The sequence below is a fragment of the Paraburkholderia sp. CNPSo 3281 genome (genome assembly GCF_024206515.1).
Lineage (GTDB): Bacteria > Pseudomonadota > Gammaproteobacteria > Burkholderiales > Burkholderiaceae > Paraburkholderia > Paraburkholderia nodosa.
On sequence record NZ_JAMBPS010000024.1, the window covers coordinates 19,718 to 36,388 of the forward strand.

General features: G+C 65.9%; 13 protein-coding genes. 6 read left to right on the forward strand and 7 right to left on the reverse strand.

The genetic code is table 11. The annotated features are described in order from the left end of the window. Positions 1 to 42: 42 nt before the first annotated feature. Positions 43 to 2,040: a response regulator gene (locus M3I56_RS22345; protein WP_254355854.1), complete on the forward strand. Its 1,998-nt coding sequence runs from the start codon at positions 43 to 45 to the stop codon at positions 2,038 to 2,040. A gap of 77 nt (positions 2,041 to 2,117) precedes the next feature. On the opposite strand, the gene mscL is transcribed toward M3I56_RS22345, so the two are convergent. The 4 genes from mscL to mfd form a co-directional block, all read right to left on the reverse strand. Then, positions 2,118 to 2,564, reverse strand: coding sequence for a large conductance mechanosensitive channel protein MscL (gene mscL, locus M3I56_RS22350; protein ID WP_254355855.1), 447 nt, complete (start codon positions 2,562 to 2,564; stop codon positions 2,118 to 2,120). 177 nt (positions 2,565 to 2,741) lie between these two features. Continuing rightward, complete coding sequence (locus M3I56_RS22355) at positions 2,742 to 3,752, reverse strand: threonine/serine dehydratase (protein WP_254355856.1); 1,011 nt, start codon at positions 3,750 to 3,752, stop codon at positions 2,742 to 2,744. A 21-nt stretch (positions 3,753 to 3,773) separates the two neighbouring features. Further along, on the reverse strand, positions 3,774 to 4,997 hold the full coding sequence (argE, locus tag M3I56_RS22360; RefSeq protein ID WP_254355857.1) for an acetylornithine deacetylase: 1,224 nt from the start codon (positions 4,995 to 4,997) through the stop codon (positions 3,774 to 3,776). A 184-nt stretch (positions 4,998 to 5,181) separates the two neighbouring features. Then, on the reverse strand, positions 5,182 to 8,655 hold the full coding sequence (gene mfd / locus M3I56_RS22365; protein WP_254355858.1) for a transcription-repair coupling factor: 3,474 nt from the start codon (positions 8,653 to 8,655) through the stop codon (positions 5,182 to 5,184). 236 nt (positions 8,656 to 8,891) lie between these two features. Here mfd and ispD point away from each other — a divergent pair, with 236 nt between their 5' ends. The 3 genes from ispD (at position 8,892) to M3I56_RS22380 (ending at position 11,443) form a co-directional block, all read left to right on the forward strand. Next, a complete protein-coding gene (ispD, locus tag M3I56_RS22370) occupies positions 8,892 to 9,611 on the forward strand; it encodes a 2-C-methyl-D-erythritol 4-phosphate cytidylyltransferase (protein WP_254355859.1) in 720 nt (239 codons plus the stop codon). Between the two features lie 34 nt (positions 9,612 to 9,645). Continuing rightward, positions 9,646 to 10,125 carry a 2-C-methyl-D-erythritol 2,4-cyclodiphosphate synthase gene (gene ispF, locus M3I56_RS22375; RefSeq protein WP_028206967.1) on the forward strand — a complete coding sequence of 160 codons (480 nt, stop codon included), beginning with the start codon at positions 9,646 to 9,648 and terminating at the stop codon, positions 10,123 to 10,125. 172 nt (positions 10,126 to 10,297) lie between these two features. After that, positions 10,298 to 11,443 (forward strand): acyltransferase, encoded by a 1,146-nt coding sequence (locus tag M3I56_RS22380; protein ID WP_302056952.1) that lies wholly within the window; start codon positions 10,298 to 10,300, stop codon positions 11,441 to 11,443. Positions 11,444 to 11,461: 18 nt separating this feature from the next. Here M3I56_RS22380 and M3I56_RS22385 read toward each other — a convergent pair whose 3' ends face one another. The 3 genes from M3I56_RS22385 to ompR all read right to left on the reverse strand — a co-directional run bounded on the left by M3I56_RS22385 (position 11,462) and on the right by ompR (position 14,321). Continuing rightward, positions 11,462 to 12,010: a peroxiredoxin gene (locus M3I56_RS22385; protein ID WP_028206969.1), complete on the reverse strand. Its 549-nt coding sequence runs from the start codon at positions 12,008 to 12,010 to the stop codon at positions 11,462 to 11,464. Between the two features lie 173 nt (positions 12,011 to 12,183). After that, entirely contained in the window at positions 12,184 to 13,533 is a 1,350-nt protein-coding gene (locus tag M3I56_RS22390; protein WP_254355861.1) for an ATP-binding protein, read from the reverse strand. Between the two features lie 53 nt (positions 13,534 to 13,586). After that, the gene (ompR, locus tag M3I56_RS22395; RefSeq protein ID WP_027814652.1) at positions 13,587 to 14,321 is read right to left on the reverse strand and encodes a two-component system response regulator OmpR; all 735 of its coding nucleotides are present in this window, start codon (positions 14,319 to 14,321) and stop codon (positions 13,587 to 13,589) included. Between the two features lie 251 nt (positions 14,322 to 14,572). Here ompR and M3I56_RS22400 point away from each other — a divergent pair, with 251 nt between their 5' ends. Both M3I56_RS22400 and M3I56_RS22405 read left to right on the forward strand, forming a co-directional pair. Next, the gene (locus M3I56_RS22400) at positions 14,573 to 14,887 is read left to right on the forward strand and encodes a hypothetical protein (protein WP_254355862.1); all 315 of its coding nucleotides are present in this window, start codon (positions 14,573 to 14,575) and stop codon (positions 14,885 to 14,887) included. 249 nt (positions 14,888 to 15,136) lie between these two features. Further along, positions 15,137 to 16,627 (forward strand): DUF1800 family protein, encoded by a 1,491-nt coding sequence (locus M3I56_RS22405; RefSeq protein WP_254355918.1) that lies wholly within the window; start codon positions 15,137 to 15,139, stop codon positions 16,625 to 16,627. Positions 16,628 to 16,671: the final 44 nt, after the last annotated feature.

The following is a 16,671-nucleotide window of genomic DNA, read 5'->3' on the forward strand; positions in this document are numbered from 1 at the left end:
ACGGCGGCAAACCGGACCCATGCCCGAAGGGATGCTTCGCGCATGACTGAGGTACCCACGATGCTGGACGGCGCGCGCGTGCTCGTTGTCGACGACGACGAAGGCATTCTGCGCCTCGCCCGCAAATCGCTTCTGCGCGCCGGTGCGCGCGTGGACACCTGCACGGGTGTCGGGGAGGCGTGCGCGCTGCTCGCCATGCAGACGCCCGATGTGCTCGTGCTCGACTATCAGCTCGACGGCGCGGAAACGGGCCTCGACTTCTTCCGTCGCCTGCGCGCCGACGACGTGCGCGTGCCGGCCATCCTCGTGACCGGCTTCACCGACGAATCTCGCGTGATCGCCGCGTTGCGCGCGGGCGTCTCGGACGTGGTGCCGAAATCGGGCGACTATCTCGACTACCTGCCTGAAGCCGTCGCGCGCGTGCTCTCGCAGGTGGCGCTGCAGCGCGCCTCCGACGAAGCGCTGCTCCTGCGCGACCGCGAAGAGCACTACCGCACGCTCTCCGAAGCCTTGCCGCACCTCGTGCTCACCTGCGGCGCGGACGGCAATTGCGACTTCGTCTCGAAGCAGTGGCTCGACTACACGGGTCTCGACGCGGGCCAGTCGCACGGTCTCGCGTGGCTCGACGCCGTGCATGCCGACGATCGCGAGGAGATTCGCCACACGTGGCTCAAGGCCGTGAGCAGCGGCGCCGCCGACTATCGCCACGAGTTGCGGATTCGCCGCCACGATGGCGTCTACCGATGGTTCGATGTCCGAATCGTTCCGATGCGCGACCCGCGCGGCGGCGTGAACAAATGGTTCGGCAGTTGCACCGACATCGACGCACAGCGCGAAGCAACCCAGGAGCGCGAGCGCCTGCTCGCCTCGGAGCAGGCCGCGCGGCAGACCGCTGAAGAAGCCAATCGCGCGAAAGACCGCTTCCTCGCCATGCTCTCGCACGAGCTGCGCACGCCGCTCACGCCGGTGCTCGCGGGCACGCGTCTGCTGGAGCAGATCCCGGGCCTGCCCGATGCGGCGCGCGCGGGCGTGCTGATGATCCGCCGCAATATCGAACTCGAGGCGCGTCTGATCGACGACCTGCTCGATCTCACGCGCGTGGCCAATGGCAAACTGAGCCTTGCGCTCGAGACGGTCGACGTGCATGACGTGATCGAGGCCGTGCTCGAGCTGTTCCACAGCGAAATCCAGATCAAGCAGCAGGATGTGCACGTCGATCTGCGCGCGCAGCAGCATTACGTGCGCGGCGACCGCGCGCGCCTGCAGCAGATGCTCTGGAATCTCGTGCGCAACGCCGCGAAGTTCACGCCGGACGGCGGCCACATTTACGTGCGCACGCGCGACGAGCGCATGCAGGTGGAAATCGAGGTCGAGGATACGGGCATCGGCATCGCGCCCGAGCAGATCGGCAAGCTCTTTCATGCCTTCGAGCAGGGCAGCCACAATCTCACGCGCCAGTTCGGCGGACTCGGTCTAGGTCTTGCCGTGACGCGGGCGCTGACCGAGGCGCACGGCGGCAACGTGAGCGCGAAGAGCCCCGGCGCGCATTGCGGCGCGACCTTCACCATCGTGCTGCCGACCGCGGCGCGTGGCGAGGGGGCGGCAGCGACCGCCGAGCTGCGCGGGCCGCATCGGGTGGGCGCGCTGAACATCCTGCTGATCGAGGATCACGAGGACACCGCCGAGGTCATGTCGCAGCTGATGCGTGCGGGCGGCCACGAGGTGGCGGTGGCGGGCAGCGTAACCGGCGCGCTCGCGCTCACGGCCAGCATGGCCTTCGACCTCGTGGTGAGCGACATCGGCCTGCCGGATGGCTCGGGCATCGACTTCATCCGGGCGTTTCGTGCGCAATCAACGGCGCCGGCCGTCGCGCTCACCGGCTTCGGCACCGACGAAGACGTGCGCCGCAGCGTCGAAGCGGGCTTTACTGCGCACCTCACGAAACCCGTCAACTTCGAGCAGCTCGAACGGCTGATCGAAGAGGCCGCAGCCGCGCGCAGCGCGGCGGCCGAGCCCGATTCCGCCGCGCCTCGTCCCTGACGCTGTCTGGATCCGGGCACAAAAAAGCCCGCGCGGCCTTACGGCGGCGCGGGCTTTTGTCTGGGCGCTCGTGCGGCTCAGCGCGGATTGCTCTGCAGCGAATCGCGGATCTCACGCAGCAGCAGCACGTCTTCGGGCGTGGGCGGCGGCTCGGCGGGCGCAGCCACTTGCGGCTGGCGCAGCTTGTTGATGAACTTCACCATCAAAAAGATGATGAACGCGAGAATGACGAAGTTGATCACCGCGGTGATGAACGAGCCATAGCCGAACACGGCCACGCCCGCGGTCTGCAGATCCTTGTACGATTCGGGGTTGCCTTTATAGCTGGCCGGAATGTGGCCGAGCCGCACGAACATGTTCGAGAAGTCGAGGCCGCCGGTGATCACGCCGATGACCGGCATGATGAGGTCTTTCACGATCGAGTTGACAATGCTTGAGAACGCGCCGCCGATGATCACACCGACGGCGAGATCCATCACGTTGCCTTTGACGGCGAATTCCTTGAACTCCTGGACGATGCTCATGAGCGGGCTCTCCCTGAATGGCGCAGCACGGGGCTGGGGTCAATACGGCGTATTGGCGCAATCATAGCGAACGCATCCGTATCGCGGTAGCAATTTGACATTCCCTGACGTTTTGCCGTGGACCGGCGACGAAGTCCCGGCGAACGCACGCGGCGTGCCTACGACGCGTGCGCCGCGCTAGTGCGCGAGCGAGATCTGCTGGTGGAAGCTCGCCGGGTCGGTGTTGGTGCCACACAGCAGCACGCCTACGCGCTTGCCTTGCAGCGTGTCGCGCAGCGGCCCGAGCAGCCCCGCCGTAGCGGTGGCGCAAGCGGGCTCGACGGCGAGCTTGAGCTGCTCGAAGAGCACGCGCATTGCGCTGCGCAAGGCGTCGTCGGTGACCGTGACGACGCGCTCGAGATGACGGCGGCACAGCGTATAGCTGTATTGCTCCGCATGCGGCGCCATGAGCGAGTCGGCGATCGAGTGCATGTGGGTCAGGCGCACCGTATGGTTCGCGGCGAAGCTGCGGCTCATCACGTCCGAGCCCTCGGGCTCGACGCCATACACGCGCACGCGCGGATTCGCGAGCCGCAGCGCGGTGGCGACGCCCGCAGCGAGCCCGCCGCCGCCGATGGGCACGACGACCGCGTCGAGATCGGGCGCCTGGGTGGCCCATTCGTAGCCGAGCGTGGCCGTGCCGAGCACCGTGCGATAGCCGTTGAAGGGATGCACGAAATAGCGACCCTCGTCCGTCTCGATACGGCGCACGATCTCGAACGCCTCGCTGCTGTTGCCCGCTACGACAATTTCCGCGCCAAAGCGCTTGCACTGTGCGACGCGCGCCGCGCTCGCGGTGCGAAAGAGCACGACTTTCGCGCTGATGCCGAGGCGCATCGCCGCATACGCTACCGCAATCGCGTGATTGCCGCCCGAAACGCACGTGACGCCGGCGCTGCGTTGCGCGGCGTCGAGGGCGAGCAGATGCGTGAACGCGCCGCGCACCTTGAAGCTGCCGCTCGACTGCAGCAGCTCGAACTTGAAATTCACGAGCGTCGCTTCGAGCGTGGACAGATCATGGCGGTCGAACACCGGCGTGCGCAGCACCCACGGCGCGAGCGCGAAATGCTGCGAGGCGATCTCGTCGAGCGTGGGGATCGCCTCACCGTCGATCGTGTGGCTGGTGGGCAGCGGCGCGGCGGTGGACATGATGTTGCGCGTCCGGCGTAGTTACTGTGCCAGGGCTTCGACGGACATGCCGTGCACGAGCTTGCGCAGGAAACCTTCGCAGGCCGCGAGCTGTTCGAGCGAGACGTATTCGTTCGGCTTGTGCGCCTGCTGGATGTCGCCGGGGCCGCACACCACGCTCGGAATGCCCGCGCGTGCGAACAGGCCCGCCTCGGTGCCATAAGCCACCTTGCGGCGCGACTGATCGGCGGTGAGCGCGCGCACGAGCTGTGTGATCGCGGCCTGCTCGGTGGCGTCGAGGCCGGGGGCTGCGGCGATCTTCGTGAACTCGATCGCGCCCACCGCGTGCTCGCGCTGCATTTTCGGCACGAGCGTTTCGCGCGCGTACTGCTCGACGCGCGCGAAGATCGTGTCGGGGTCGAGCGTCGGCAGATTGCGGAACTCGAACGCGAAGCGGCATTCGGCCGGCACCGTGTTGATGGCGTTGCCGCCTTCGATCGTGCTGGTTTGCGCGGTCGTGAACGGCACATCGTAAAGCTCGTCGAAGGGGCCGTTCGCGCGGAACGCGTCGGCCATGTCGCGGATGTAGCAGATGAGGCGCGCCGCGTACTCGATCGCGTTCAGGCCGCGCGGCGTGAGCGACGAATGGGCGGCCTGGCCGCGCACGCAGCACTGGTACGCGTTGATGCCCTTGTGCGCGACGATGGGGTGCATGCTCGTGGGCTCGCCCACGATGCAGCCTTCGGGCTTCACGCCGCGCTTCACGAGTTCTTCGATCATGAGCGGCGCGCCCACGCAGCCCACTTCCTCGTCGAACGAGAGCGCGAGGTGCAAGGGCTTGGCGAGTTTCGTCTGCTGGATCTCGGGCAGGAGCGTGAGCGCGGCGCCGATGAAACCCTTCATGTCACAGGTGCCGCGGCCATAGAGCAGGCCGTCACGAATCTCGGGCTTGAACGGGTCGCTGTCCCATTTCTGGCCGTCCACGGGCACGACGTCCGTGTGCCCCGAGAGCACGATGCCGCCGTTCGTTTCGCCGTCGTGCGCGGGGATCGTGGCGAACAGGTTGGCCCATTTGCCATCGCGGCCATAGGTGAGCGTCGACTCGATGCCGCGCGCGCGCAGATCGTCGCGCACGGTCTCGATCAGGCCGAGATTCGGATGGCGGCTGACCGTGTCCATGGAAACCAGGCGGGTGACCCAGGGGAGCGAGGCGGGAAGGGCGGCGGAAGGCGTGGACGACTGCGCTGTTTCAGCGGCGACGGACATGTTGGACTCCAGCTTGCTTGTATTCTTCATCTTACCCAAAAAGAATGCGGCAAGCCAAAGCTGCGGGCAGTGCGGCGTCCCACGCAGCAGGCGACCGCGCTGGGCATGGCGCACTGCAGCAAGACGTGAAAACGCCCGCGCAAAAGGCAATCCGCGCGGGCGTCCGATGATGCTGAAAAGGCATTCAGCGCGATGCGCCAGCGCGATTGGGCGCGCCGAGCGCGCGCAACGTCTCCTTCACGGTCGCCACGCGCACCGCGAGATCGGGGCTGCGCGTTTCGATGCGCAACTTGTCCTGCCCGGCGAGCTTGATGTGCTTGTGCTTCTGCACCATCTCGATGATGCGCATGGCGTCCACGGGCGGATTCGGCACGAACTGCAGGCCAATGACCGCTTCGCCCGCATCGATCTTCGTGATGCCGAGCGGCTTGGCCGCCAGACGCAGGCGGTGCGTTTCGATCAGCGCATGCGCCTGCGCCGGCATCTTGCCGAAGCGGTCGATCAGCTCTTCCTGGATGCCGTCGATCGAATCGTCGTGCTCGCAGTTCGCGAGCCGCTTGTAGAGCGACAGGCGCTCCTGCACGTCGCCGCAATAGTCGGCGGGCAGGATGGCGGGCGCGTGCAGGTTGATCTCGGTGGTCGCCGCGAGCGGCGCGTTGAGATCGGGCTCGCGGCCGTCCTTGAGCGCCTTCACGGCGTCGTTGAGCATGTCCGTATACAGCTGGAAACCGATCTCCTGGATCTCGCCCGACTGCTTGTCGCCGAGCACCTCGCCCGTGCCGCGAATTTCCAGGTCGTGCATCGCCAGATAGAAGCCCGAGCCGAGTTCCTCCATCTGCTGAATGGCTTCGAGCCGCCGTTGCGCCTGCTTCGTGAGCCCTTGCGGATCGTGCACGAGCAAATACGCGTACGCCTGGTGGTGCGAGCGCCCGACGCGGCCGCGCAACTGGTGCAGCTGTGCGAGACCGAACTTGTCGGAACGGTGGATGAGGATCGTGTTCGCCGTCGGCACGTCGATGCCGGTCTCGATGATCGTCGTACAGAGCAGCACGTTCGCGCGTTGCGCCACGAAATCGCGCATCACGGTTTCGAGTTCGCGCTCGTGCATCTGGCCGTGCGCCACGGCGATACGTGCTTCCGGCACGAGCGCTTCGAGCATCGCGCGGCGGTTCTCGATGGTCTCGACCTCGTTGTGCAGGAAGTACACCTGGCCGCCGCGCTTGAGTTCGCGCAGCATGGCCTCGCGAATCACGCTGTCTTCCTCGCGGCGCACGAACGTCTTGATGGCGAGGCGCTTTTGCGGCGCGGTCGCGATCACGGAGAAGTCGCGCAGGCCTTCGAGCGCCATGCCGAGCGTACGCGGAATCGGCGTGGCGGTGAGCGTGAGCACGTCGACTTCCGCGCGCAACGCCTTGAGCGCCTCCTTCTGGCGCACGCCGAAACGGTGCTCCTCGTCGATGATCACGAGCCCGAGGCGCTTGAACTGAACATCGGACGAAAGCAGCTTGTGCGTGCCGATCACGATATCGACGCTGCCGTCGTTGATCTGCTGGATCGCGGCGCTCACTTCCTTCGCGGTCTTGAAGCGCGACAGCTCGGCGATACGCACGGGCCAGTCGGCGAAGCGGTCCGTGAAGGTCTGCGTGTGCTGCTCGGCGAGCAGCGTGGTGGGCGAGAGAATCGCCACCTGCTTGCCGCCCATCACGGCGATGAACGCCGCGCGCAACGCCACTTCGGTCTTGCCGAAGCCGACGTCGCCGCACACGAGGCGGTCCATCGGCTTGCCGCTCGTCATGTCGCCGATCACGGCGGCGATCGCGGCGGCCTGATCGGGCGTTTCCTCGAAGCCGAAACTTTCCGCGAACTTCACGTAGTCGCGCGGTTCGAGCGCGAACGCGTGGCCCTCGCGCGCGGCGCGGCGCGCGTAGAGATTCAGAAGCTCGGCGGCCGTGTCGCGGATCTGCTGCGCGGCCTTGCGGCGCGCCTTTTCCCACTGGCCCGAGCCGAGCGCGTGCAGCGGTGCGCTATCGGGATCGGCGCCGCTGTAGCGCGAAATCACATGCAGTTGCGACACCGGCACGTAGAGCTTGCTGCCGTTCGCGTATTCGAGGTGCAGGAACTCGGTGTCGCCTTCGCCGAGGTCCATCGTCACCAGGCCGTGATAGCGGCCGATGCCGTGCTGCGCATGGACCACCGGATCGCCCACTTTCAGCTCGGAGAGGTCGCGCACCATCGAATCGACGTTGCTCGCCTGTTCCTGGCGGCGGCGCCCGGCGCGGCGCGCGAGCGGGCCGTAAAGCTCGGTCTCGGTGATGACCGCGAGTTCCTCGCCCGGCAGCGCGAAGCCCGTGGAGAGCGGTGCGACACCCATCGCGAAACGCTCGTCGCCGGTGAGCCAGTCCTCGAAGCTGTCCGCGCCCGCGGGGCGCAGGTGGTTGTCGGCGAGCAGCTGCGCGATGGTTTCGCGCCGGCCCGCCGATTCCACCGCGAACAGCACGCGGTTCTTCGTCGTGTCGAGGTACGTGCGCAGCGAGGCGAGCGGGTCGTCGGCGTGGCGGTCGATCGCGAGGTTCGGCAGCGCCGTGGCCCAGCCGCCCGCGCTCGTGGCGGGCAGCACGAGGCGCGCGAAGGGCTTCGCGAAGGCGAAGAAGTCCTCGTCGGTCAGGAAAAGGCGCTGCGGCTCGAGGATCGGCCGCTCGCGGTCGTGCGAGAGGAAGTTGTGGCGCTGCTTCGTGTCGTTCGTGAAGCGGCGGATCGACGTGTCGAGGTCGCCCGAGAACACCAGCTGGGCGTTTTGCGGCAGATAGTGGAAGAGCGTAGCCGTCTCTTCGAAAAAGAGCGGCAGGTAGTATTCGATGCCCGCCGAAGGCACGCCGTTGCCCATGTCCTTGTAGATCGTCGCGCGGCTCGGGTCGCCCTCGAACACTTCGCGCCAGCGGCTGCGAAACGCCGTGCGCGCGGCTTCGTCAAACGGGAACTCGCGGCCGGGCAGCAGGCGCACGTCCTTCACGGGATAGAGGCTGCGCTGGCTGTCCGGATCGAACGCGCGGATCGAGTCGACCTGGTCGTCGAACAGGTCGATGCGGTAGGGCAGCGGCGAGCCCATCGGAAACAGGTCGATGAGCGAGCCGCGCACGCAGTATTCGCCCGGGCGCACCACCTGGCTCACGTGTTCGTAGCCCGCGAGCGTGAGCTGCGACTTGAGCTTCGCTTCGTCGAGGCGCTCGCCCTGCGAGAACGAGAACGTATAGGCCGCGAGGAACGAGGCGGGCGGCATCCGGTAGAGCGCCGTGGTGGCCGGCACGATGAGAATGTCGCAGCGGCCTTCGCCGAGATCGTGCAGCGTCGCGAGGCGCTCGGAAACGAGATCCTGGTGCGGCGAGAACGTGTCGTACGGCAGCGTTTCCCAGTCGGGCAGCAGGCGCACGCGCGCCTCGGGCGCGAAGAACGGAATCTCCTGGGCGAGCCGCTGCGCGTCCACGGCGCTCGCGCAGATCACGGCCAGTAGCGGGGCGGCGCCGGTGCGCGCGGCCTCGCGGTAGCGGGCGATCAGGAGCGCGTCGGACGAGCCGTGCGTGCCATCGAACGCGTAGCGCTGGCCCGGCTTGACGACGGCAACGGGGGACGGAGATTGCGAGGAAGCGGCGATATCGGACATGGGCAACAGGGTGGCCGACGCTTGTGTCGGCGCTTGTGTCGGTATGGTGGCCAGTTCAGTTCGGGCACGTGCAACGCCGGAATATGGGGGCCGGTTTGCGGTCTTCAAGTGAATCCGGCGCGTTTTTCCTTACGTTGCGCGGGCATTTTATGGCCGTTTTGCGGGCGTCCGGCGTGCGGGTGAGGGACCTATTATAAAATCCGTCCTTTACTTTGACTCATGCGGCTCGCGACACCGTGACTTCACGCCTCTTTGCCCTGATTCCGTGCGCCGGCACCGGCAGCCGTTCGGGCTCGGCCATGCCGAAACAATATCGAATCGTTGCCGGACGCGACCTCCTGCACTATACGCTTGCCGCTTTTGACGCCTGCAACGAATTCTCGCAGACGCTCGTGGTGATTTCTCCCGACGATAACCACTTCGACGCCCGGCGCTTCGGCGGCTTGCGCTTTGCCGTGCGCCGCTGCGGGGGCGCCTCGCGCCAGGCGTCGGTCTACAACGGCCTCGCCGCACTCGCCGAATTCGGCGCAACCGACGACGACTGGGTACTCGTCCACGACGCCGCGCGCCCCGGCATCACGCCCGCGCTGATCCGCGCGCTCGTCGAGTCGCTCAAGGACGACCCCGTGGGGGGCATCATGGCGCTGCCGGTGGCCGACACGCTCAAGCGCGTCGCGTCGAAGGATCCCGCGGCGCCCGGCGCGCATATCGCGCGCACCGAGTCGCGCGACGGCCTCTGGCAGGCCCAGACCCCGCAGATGTTCCGCATCGGCATGCTGCGCACGGGCATCGAGCGCGCGCAGCAAGACGGCCACGATCTCACCGACGAGGCGAGCGCGATCGAATGGCTCGGCCACGCGCCGCGACTCGTGCAGGGCAGTCTGCGTAACTTCAAGGTGACGTACCCCGAAGATTTCGCGCTCGCCGAAGCGATCCTCAGCCGGCCCGCAGAGTAAGCGCGCCGCAATCCCTTTACCCGGAATCCCAGACATGGACATCAGAATCGGACAAGGCTACGACGTGCACGCGCTGGTGCCCGGCCGCCCGCTCGTGCTCGGCGGCGTGACGATCCCCTACGATCGCGGCCTGCTCGGCCACTCGGACGCCGACGTGCTGCTGCACGCCATCACCGACGCGCTGTTCGGCGCTGCCGCGCTCGGCGACATCGGTCGCCATTTCCCCGACACCGACAAGCAATTCTATGGCGCGAACAGCCGCGTGCTGCTGCGCGAATGCCTGCGCCGCGTGCAGGAGGCGGGCTTTACGCTGATGAACGTCGATACCACGGTGATCGCGCAGGCGCCCAAGCTCGCGCCGCACATCGAATCGATGCGCCAGACAATCGCCGAAGACCTGAACCTGCCGGTCGAGCGCGTCAACGTGAAGGCGAAGACGAATGAGAAACTCGGCTATCTCGGCCGCAGCGAAGGGATCGAAGCGCAGGCGGCGGTACTGCTGCTGCGCGCGTGAGCGGTTATTCAACCGACATTTTGAAGGGTTGAACGGCGGGAGCAGGGCGCGTGCCTGCTCCGCACCTGACGGCGATGATTGCAGCTGCAATCATCGCCGTTGCTTTTCTTGCCGATTAATTTTCCGTTTTTTTCGTCCCATACTGAACCGGTAACCGGAAGTGGGGAGGACGATGGCGGGAATTGAAAGACGCGTGAAAGGCCTCGATGGCCTGCGGGCGCTGGCAGTCGTGCTCGTGTTCCTCTCGCACAAGGCCCATGTCGACGTGATCGATGTGGGCAAGATCGGCGTCTGGCTGTTCTTTCTGATCAGCGGCTATCTGATCATCGGTGAGCTGCATCGCAATCGGGTCCGAATCGAGCAACACGACGCACGTACGGCCGCGCTGCTGTACGTCTTTTTCATGAAGCGCACGCTGCGCATTTTTCCCGTGTATTACCTGCTGCTCGTGGCGCTCACCATCGCGCATGCGAGCTTTTATCAGCGCGATGTCGATCTCGGGCTCGCCTGGCATTTCGTATTCCTCTCCAATTACTGGATCGGCGTGGTGCACGACGGTTGGCCTGGCACCGTGTCGCATTTCTGGAGCCTCGCGGTCGAGCAGCAGTTCTATCTCGTCGCGCCATTCGCGCTGCTGTTCGTGCGTGCGTCGCGCCATCTCGCGCTCTGCGCCGTGGTCATCGCGGCGGCCGCGTGCGCGCATCTCGCGCTGTACGAGGAAGGGGCGATCGCGCCACTCATCTACGCATTCTCGCCATGGAATTTCGCCATGCTGGCGCTCGGCGGCGCACTGGCGATTGGCGGCGCGCGCGTGCCGTTGCGCCCGGGCGCGTTGAGCGCGCTGTGGTTCGTCGGCGCGTGTGCGGCGATCGCCGGCTTCGCGCTGGCGCGCGCCGATTGTGCTGACTGCGCCGAAGGCGTGACGAGCGCGACGATGCTGCCGGGCTGCTTCGACATCGGGCTCGCGCTCTCGCTCGGCGCGTTGTTCCTGTGGCTCGTGCGTCGTCAGGACAGCGTACTGGTCGCGGCGCTGGAACTGCGGCCGCTGGCCTGGCTCGGCACGATCAGTTACGGCTTCTATCTGTTTCACAACCTCGTGCCGGCGCGTCTTGGCGTGGCGCCGGGGCTCTATGCGCGGTTTCACGTGCCCGAGGTGGCGCAGCCGGTCCTCGCGCTCGTGCTGCAGTTCGCACTGGCCGTGCTGCTCGCGCATCTGTCGTGGCAGGTGCTCGAAAAGCGCGTGCTCGAGTGGAAGCGGCCGCTCGAAACGGCGATACGCAACCGCCTGCCCACCCGCGCGGCAGCGAGCCAGACGTGATGCGCGGCGGCGCGTAGCCTAGAGCGTTCCGCCGCCGACTTCGCGGCCGTCCGGACACAGCTCGCCGGTCTGCAACCCATCGAGCACGCGCAGCACTTCTTCGGCGCTGCGCCCGACGTTGAGGTTGTTCACCGTGACATGCTGGATCGTGTTGTCGGGATCGACGATGAACGTCGCGCGCAGCGCCACGCCCGCTTCCTTGTCGCGTATGCCGAGCTGATCGATGAGTTCGCCCTTCACGTCGCCGAACGAATAGTGATTGAGGCGATCGAGTGTCTTGTCCTCGCGTCGCCACGCGAGCTTCACATATTCGTTGTCGCAACTGCCGCCCATCACGACCGTTTCGCGGTCATCGAATTCCTTGATGAGCCCGGCGAACGCGACGATCTCGGTGGGGCAAACGAGCGTGAAATCCTTGGGGTAGAAATAGATGACCTTCCACTTGTTGGCGAAGGTCTGCTCGGTGATCTCGGTGAACGCCGATTCGCCGTTTTCTTCGGGATGGTTGAAGCCGGGCTTCGCGGCCGTGACGGTAAAAGCTTCGAGTTTGTCGCCGACGGTTTTCATGGCGGAGGTCCTCATACGAGAGACGGGCCGGGCGGCCCGCTTTGCCGCCGCGCGCGCGGTGCCAGACTCGGCCACATGCGGCGGCGTGCCCATGAAAACGATTGTCGCAGGTGCGGGCGGCGCGTGGTGCGACGGTGCGCCGCCGCCGGGTCTCGCTCAGGAGCGAAAGAGGCTCAGGTGCCCTTGGCGAGCGGGAACTCGATCGTCACTTCGAGCCCCGGGCCTGGCAGCCGGTTGCGCAGACGCAGCGCGCCGCGATAGCGACCCACGAGGCGCTGCACGATGGCCATGCCGAGTCCCGTGCCGTTCGCCTGCGTACGAGCCGTATCGACGCGGTAGAACGGCCGCGTGACGAGCGGGAGCTGATCCTCGGGAATGCCCGGGCCTTCGTCGACCACGGAAAGTTCGACGCGCGAATGAGAGACGCGCGTTTCGAGCATGATGTGCGGAATGCCGTCGGTTTCGCTCGCGCCGTACTTGCGGGCGTTCTCGATCAGGTTGCCCACGACGCGGCGCATGTCGGTGTCGTCGGCTTCGATCATGGCCGAAGGCGCGAGCCGCGTGATGAGACGCACGCCATCTTCGCTCGCCATGCGCCCGGCCATCTCGCCGGCGATGACTGAGAGGTCGACGCGCTCGGGCATGCGCTGGGCGGGCCGTGCGTAATCGAGGAAGCGGCCGATGATCATGTCCATCTGCTCGATGTCGTCGATCATCGCGTCCTTGGTGGCCTGGTCGGACGGACTCATCTCCGTCTCGAGCCGCAGGCGCGCGAGCGGCGTGCGCAGATCGTGCGAGATGCCCGCGAGCATCAGCGCGCGGTCGGCCTCCAGCTGCTCGAGGTCGCGCACCATCTGGTTGAACGAGCGATTCGTTTCGGCCGCGACGCCCATGCCGCTCTCAGGCAACGGCGCGGGCGGCTGGCCCGAGCCCAGCATGCGCGCCGACATGGCGAGACGCGCGAATGGCCGGTTCACGAGACTCGTGATGAAGGCCGCCCCGAAGAGCGATAGCGCAAGCGCAGAGACACCCCATCCGACCCACTGCAGGCCTGTGACGTTGTCGAGCTGGTCGCGGTCGAGCGCGACCCAGTAGTCGTCTTCGTCGATCTTGAAGCTGATCCACACGCCCGGAATGTCGTTCACGGACTGCGCGATCACGGTGTCGTCGCCAAGACGCCCGCGGATGTCGTGCTCGATCAGGCGATTGAGCGATTCGTCGGGCTGAAGCTTGTATTTGTCGGTGGTTTCGCGCGGGTACACGCGCACGCCCTCGTTGCTCTCGAGATCCTGCAGCAACGCGCGGCGCAGATCGGGATCGGAGTAGAGGAGCGCCGTGCGCGTGAGCTTCACGATCGCGACGAGCTGGAGCGCCACGCGCTGCGCGCGCGGCTCCCGCTCGATCACGCGAAAGCTCTGGAACCACGCGGCAAGACTCACTGCGATGAGAAGGGCGATCAGCAGGAAGGTGCGCCAGAACAGATCGCCGAACGCGAGCGTGAGCAAACGCCGGTCAATCCGCATGGACCCTTCCCGTTTCAACAGAGGCAGTGCAGACAACGAGACTCCATCCAGGATCACGCGGCGCCGTCGGGAATGAACACGTAGCCGAGGCCCCAAACCGTTTGAATGAAACGCGGGCTGCCCGGATCGGGTTCGATGAGCTTGCGCAGGCGCGAGATCTGCACGTCGAGGCTGCGGTCGAACACTTCGTATTCACGGCCGCGCGCCAGCTCCATGAGCTTTTCGCGGGAGAGCGGTTGGCGCGGATGACGCGCGAACACCTTGAGCACCGAGAATTCGCCCGTGGTGAGCGGGATTTCCTGGCCGGCCTTGGTGAGCGTACGCGTGGCGAGATTCAACGCGAATTCGCCGAACTCGAACACTTCGGTGGTTTCCGAGGGCGCGCCCGGCAGTTCGGACGGCGCCTGACGGCGCAGCACCGCGTGAATGCGTGCGACGAGTTCGCGCGGGTTGAAGGGCTTGGGCAAATAGTCGTCGGCACCCATTTCGAGGCCGACGATGCGGTCCACGTCCTCGCCCTTGGCAGTGAGCATGATGATGGGCGTGCGGTCGTTGCTGCCGCGCAGACGTCGGCAGATCGACAGGCCGTCTTCGCCTGGCAGCATGAGGTCGAGCACCAGCAGGTCGAAACGCTCGCGCACCCACAGCTTGTTCATGGCGGGGGCGTTTTCGGCCACATAGACATTGAAGCCCTGCTCGCCGAGGTAGCGCCGCAGGAGGTCCCGCAGTCGGGGATCGTCATCGACAACGAGAATTTTGGACGGGTTTTTGGTTTCCATGCCTGGCATCTTAGCGCGATTGGATACTGATGCGAGTTTGCACCAATTATCAGGTTACAGTCAGTTACAAAATTTACCCGTGCTGTGCCACGACCGCAAGCACCGACAGATAGACTTCTTTACGTAAAGCGGCAGTTCGGTAGATACTTCATTCGACTTTAAAATTCATGCCCGCGCCGAGCCGGGTTCGCACATGTATTCGAGGTAGCCGTTTGCCGCGTCAAGAAGGGAACAAAACGATGGGAGGGGTCAGGCCGACAATGCGCCATACCATGCTTGCACTGGCGCTAGCCGGTGGCGTGGCGGCCGCACTGGAGTCGGTGCCGGCCCGGGCCCAGCCCTCCGCAGACCGCTACGAGAACTCGCTGTCCTCCGCTCGCTCGCCGGGCAGCAAACCGTCGATGCGGCGCGTACGCAGCGACACGATCCCGCGCCCCGCATCGGACATCAACCAGCGTCCCGCAGTTCCCCCCGATCTCGATCAGCGTCGCCGCGACGGCCATATGACGCCCGACGAACGGCGCCTCTTGCGCCAGCACATCGAAGACGCCGTGCGCGAACTGTACAAGCGCTGATACTGCGGCGCGCGTAAATGCCGCTCTGCTGCGATAACGTTTACGCGATTTTCTCCTGGCACCTCGCGCACGCCTTTCTCGCGGCTTTCATGATTTTATCGGTATCGACGCGTGCATTGGTGCACTCGCGCTGCCGAAACGCGCTGAAAAATACCGTAGCAATTGCACAGTCAACATCCGTGTCGCCACAGCCGTTAAGCCGGTACATTCATTGACTGCGCCGGCGGATTCGTCGTGCGCCCATTCACCATGAGCGACTCCAGACGGTCGAGGCCAAACGCGCAGTCCGCCGCCCACGCAGCGGCGCCCGACGACGGCGCGGATGCGCTGCTCGACGCCGACGATGTCCGCCATCTTCTGGTGCGCACGGGCTTCGCGCCGCGCGAGAGCGAAGTCGAACCCTATGTGGGGCTCACGCGAGAGCAGGCTGTCGCGCGGCTCGTCGGCAGCGCGCGCCGCGAGGCGCTCACGCCGCTGCCCGCATGGAGCGCCGAAGTGCCGCCGAGCCGGGCACAGCGCAGCGCGTGGACCCCCGAAGAACGCCAGCAAGCGCAGCGCCAGCGCGGCGCGCGCTACGACGAATTGCGCGCATGGTGGCTGCGCGAGATGCTCGTCACGCCTTCGGCGCTGACTGAGCGCATGACGCTCTTCTGGCACAACCACTTCACCTCGGGTCAGGACAAAGTCGGCGAGCCGCAGTTGATGGCCGCGCAAAACGCGCTGTTGCGGCGCGATGCGCTGGGCAGTTTCGCGGACATGCTGCACGCGGTCGCCAAGGACCCCGCTATGCTGCTTTACCTCGACGGCGCGAGCAATCGCAAGGGCCGGCCCAACGAAAATTTCGCGCGTGAAGTGATGGAACTGTTCACGCTGGGCGAAGGGCAGTACTCGCAGCGTGACGTTGCCGAAGCGGCGCGCGCCTATACGGGTTGGAGTCTCGATCCCGACACCGAGGCGTTCGTCTGGCGCGCCGACTTGCACGACGACGGCGAAAAGACCGTGCTGGGACGCAGCGGTGCATTCGACGGCGACCAGGTGCTCGACATCCTGCTCGCGCAGCCGCAAACTGCCCGGTATGTGTCGGCGAGGCTTTGGCGCGAGTTCATCTCCGCGACGCCTGACGAAGAGCAGCTCGCAAGCGTCGCCGATCGGTTTCACTCTAGTGGCTATGAAGTCGGCGCTGCGCTTCGCGCGCTCTTAACCACTCCCGCGTTCTGGGATGAAAGCAATCGGGGCGTGCTCGTGAGTTCGCCGGTGGAGTTCATCGTCGGCACGATGCGGCGCTTCGATGTGGCCTATGGCGATACGCTGCCGTTCGCGCGCCGCTCGGCCGCGTTGGGCGAGAACCTGTTCTATCCGCCGAACGTGAAGGGGTGGCCGGGCGGGGCATCGTGGATCAATAGCTCGACGCTGCTCGCGCGCAAGCAGTTCGTCGAGCAGCTGTTTCGTGCGACGGAAGCAGGGCGACCGCATGCTTCGGCCGCAGCGACGAAGATCACGGCAAGCGTGCCGCAAAACGCGATGCGGCATGCCGCCTTGCAAGGCGGCATGCGCTTCGATCTGGACGGCTGGCTCTCGCGCTTCGGTCTCACCGCCGAAGCCACGCCCGGCCTTTCCGCGCAGTTGCAGATGCAGCACGCAGTCCTGCCGCTTGCGCCTGTCGATGCGATTGCAGTTGGCAGTAGCTCGAGTTCATATCTCCAGGCACTGCTGATGGATCCGGTGTATCAGTTGAAGTGAAGCATGGATATGAATAGCCGAATCCCCGGCGGCAGTGTGCGCCG

Coding starts and splice junctions, on each gene's coding strand:
- M3I56_RS22345 (WP_254355854.1), top strand. CDS start 43: ATGACTGAGGTACCCACGATGCTGGACGGCGCGCGCGTGCTCGTTGTC.
- mscL (WP_254355855.1), bottom strand. CDS start 2,564: ATGAGCATCGTCCAGGAGTTCAAGGAATTCGCCGTCAAAGGCAACGTG.
- M3I56_RS22355 (WP_254355856.1), bottom strand. CDS start 3,752: ATGTCCACCGCCGCGCCGCTGCCCACCAGCCACACGATCGACGGTGAG.
- argE (WP_254355857.1), bottom strand. CDS start 4,997: ATGTCCGTCGCCGCTGAAACAGCGCAGTCGTCCACGCCTTCCGCCGCC.
- mfd (WP_254355858.1), bottom strand. CDS start 8,655: ATGTCCGATATCGCCGCTTCCTCGCAATCTCCGTCCCCCGTTGCCGTC.
- ispF (WP_028206967.1), top strand. CDS start 9,646: ATGGACATCAGAATCGGACAAGGCTACGACGTGCACGCGCTGGTGCCC.
- M3I56_RS22380 (WP_302056952.1), top strand. CDS start 10,298: ATGGCGGGAATTGAAAGACGCGTGAAAGGCCTCGATGGCCTGCGGGCG.
- M3I56_RS22385 (WP_028206969.1), bottom strand. CDS start 12,010: ATGAAAACCGTCGGCGACAAACTCGAAGCTTTTACCGTCACGGCCGCG.
- M3I56_RS22390 (WP_254355861.1), bottom strand. CDS start 13,533: ATGCGGATTGACCGGCGTTTGCTCACGCTCGCGTTCGGCGATCTGTTC.
- ompR (WP_027814652.1), bottom strand. CDS start 14,321: ATGCCAGGCATGGAAACCAAAAACCCGTCCAAAATTCTCGTTGTCGAT.
- M3I56_RS22400 (WP_254355862.1), top strand. CDS start 14,573: ATGCGCCATACCATGCTTGCACTGGCGCTAGCCGGTGGCGTGGCGGCC.
- M3I56_RS22405 (WP_254355918.1), top strand. CDS start 15,137: ATGAGCGACTCCAGACGGTCGAGGCCAAACGCGCAGTCCGCCGCCCAC.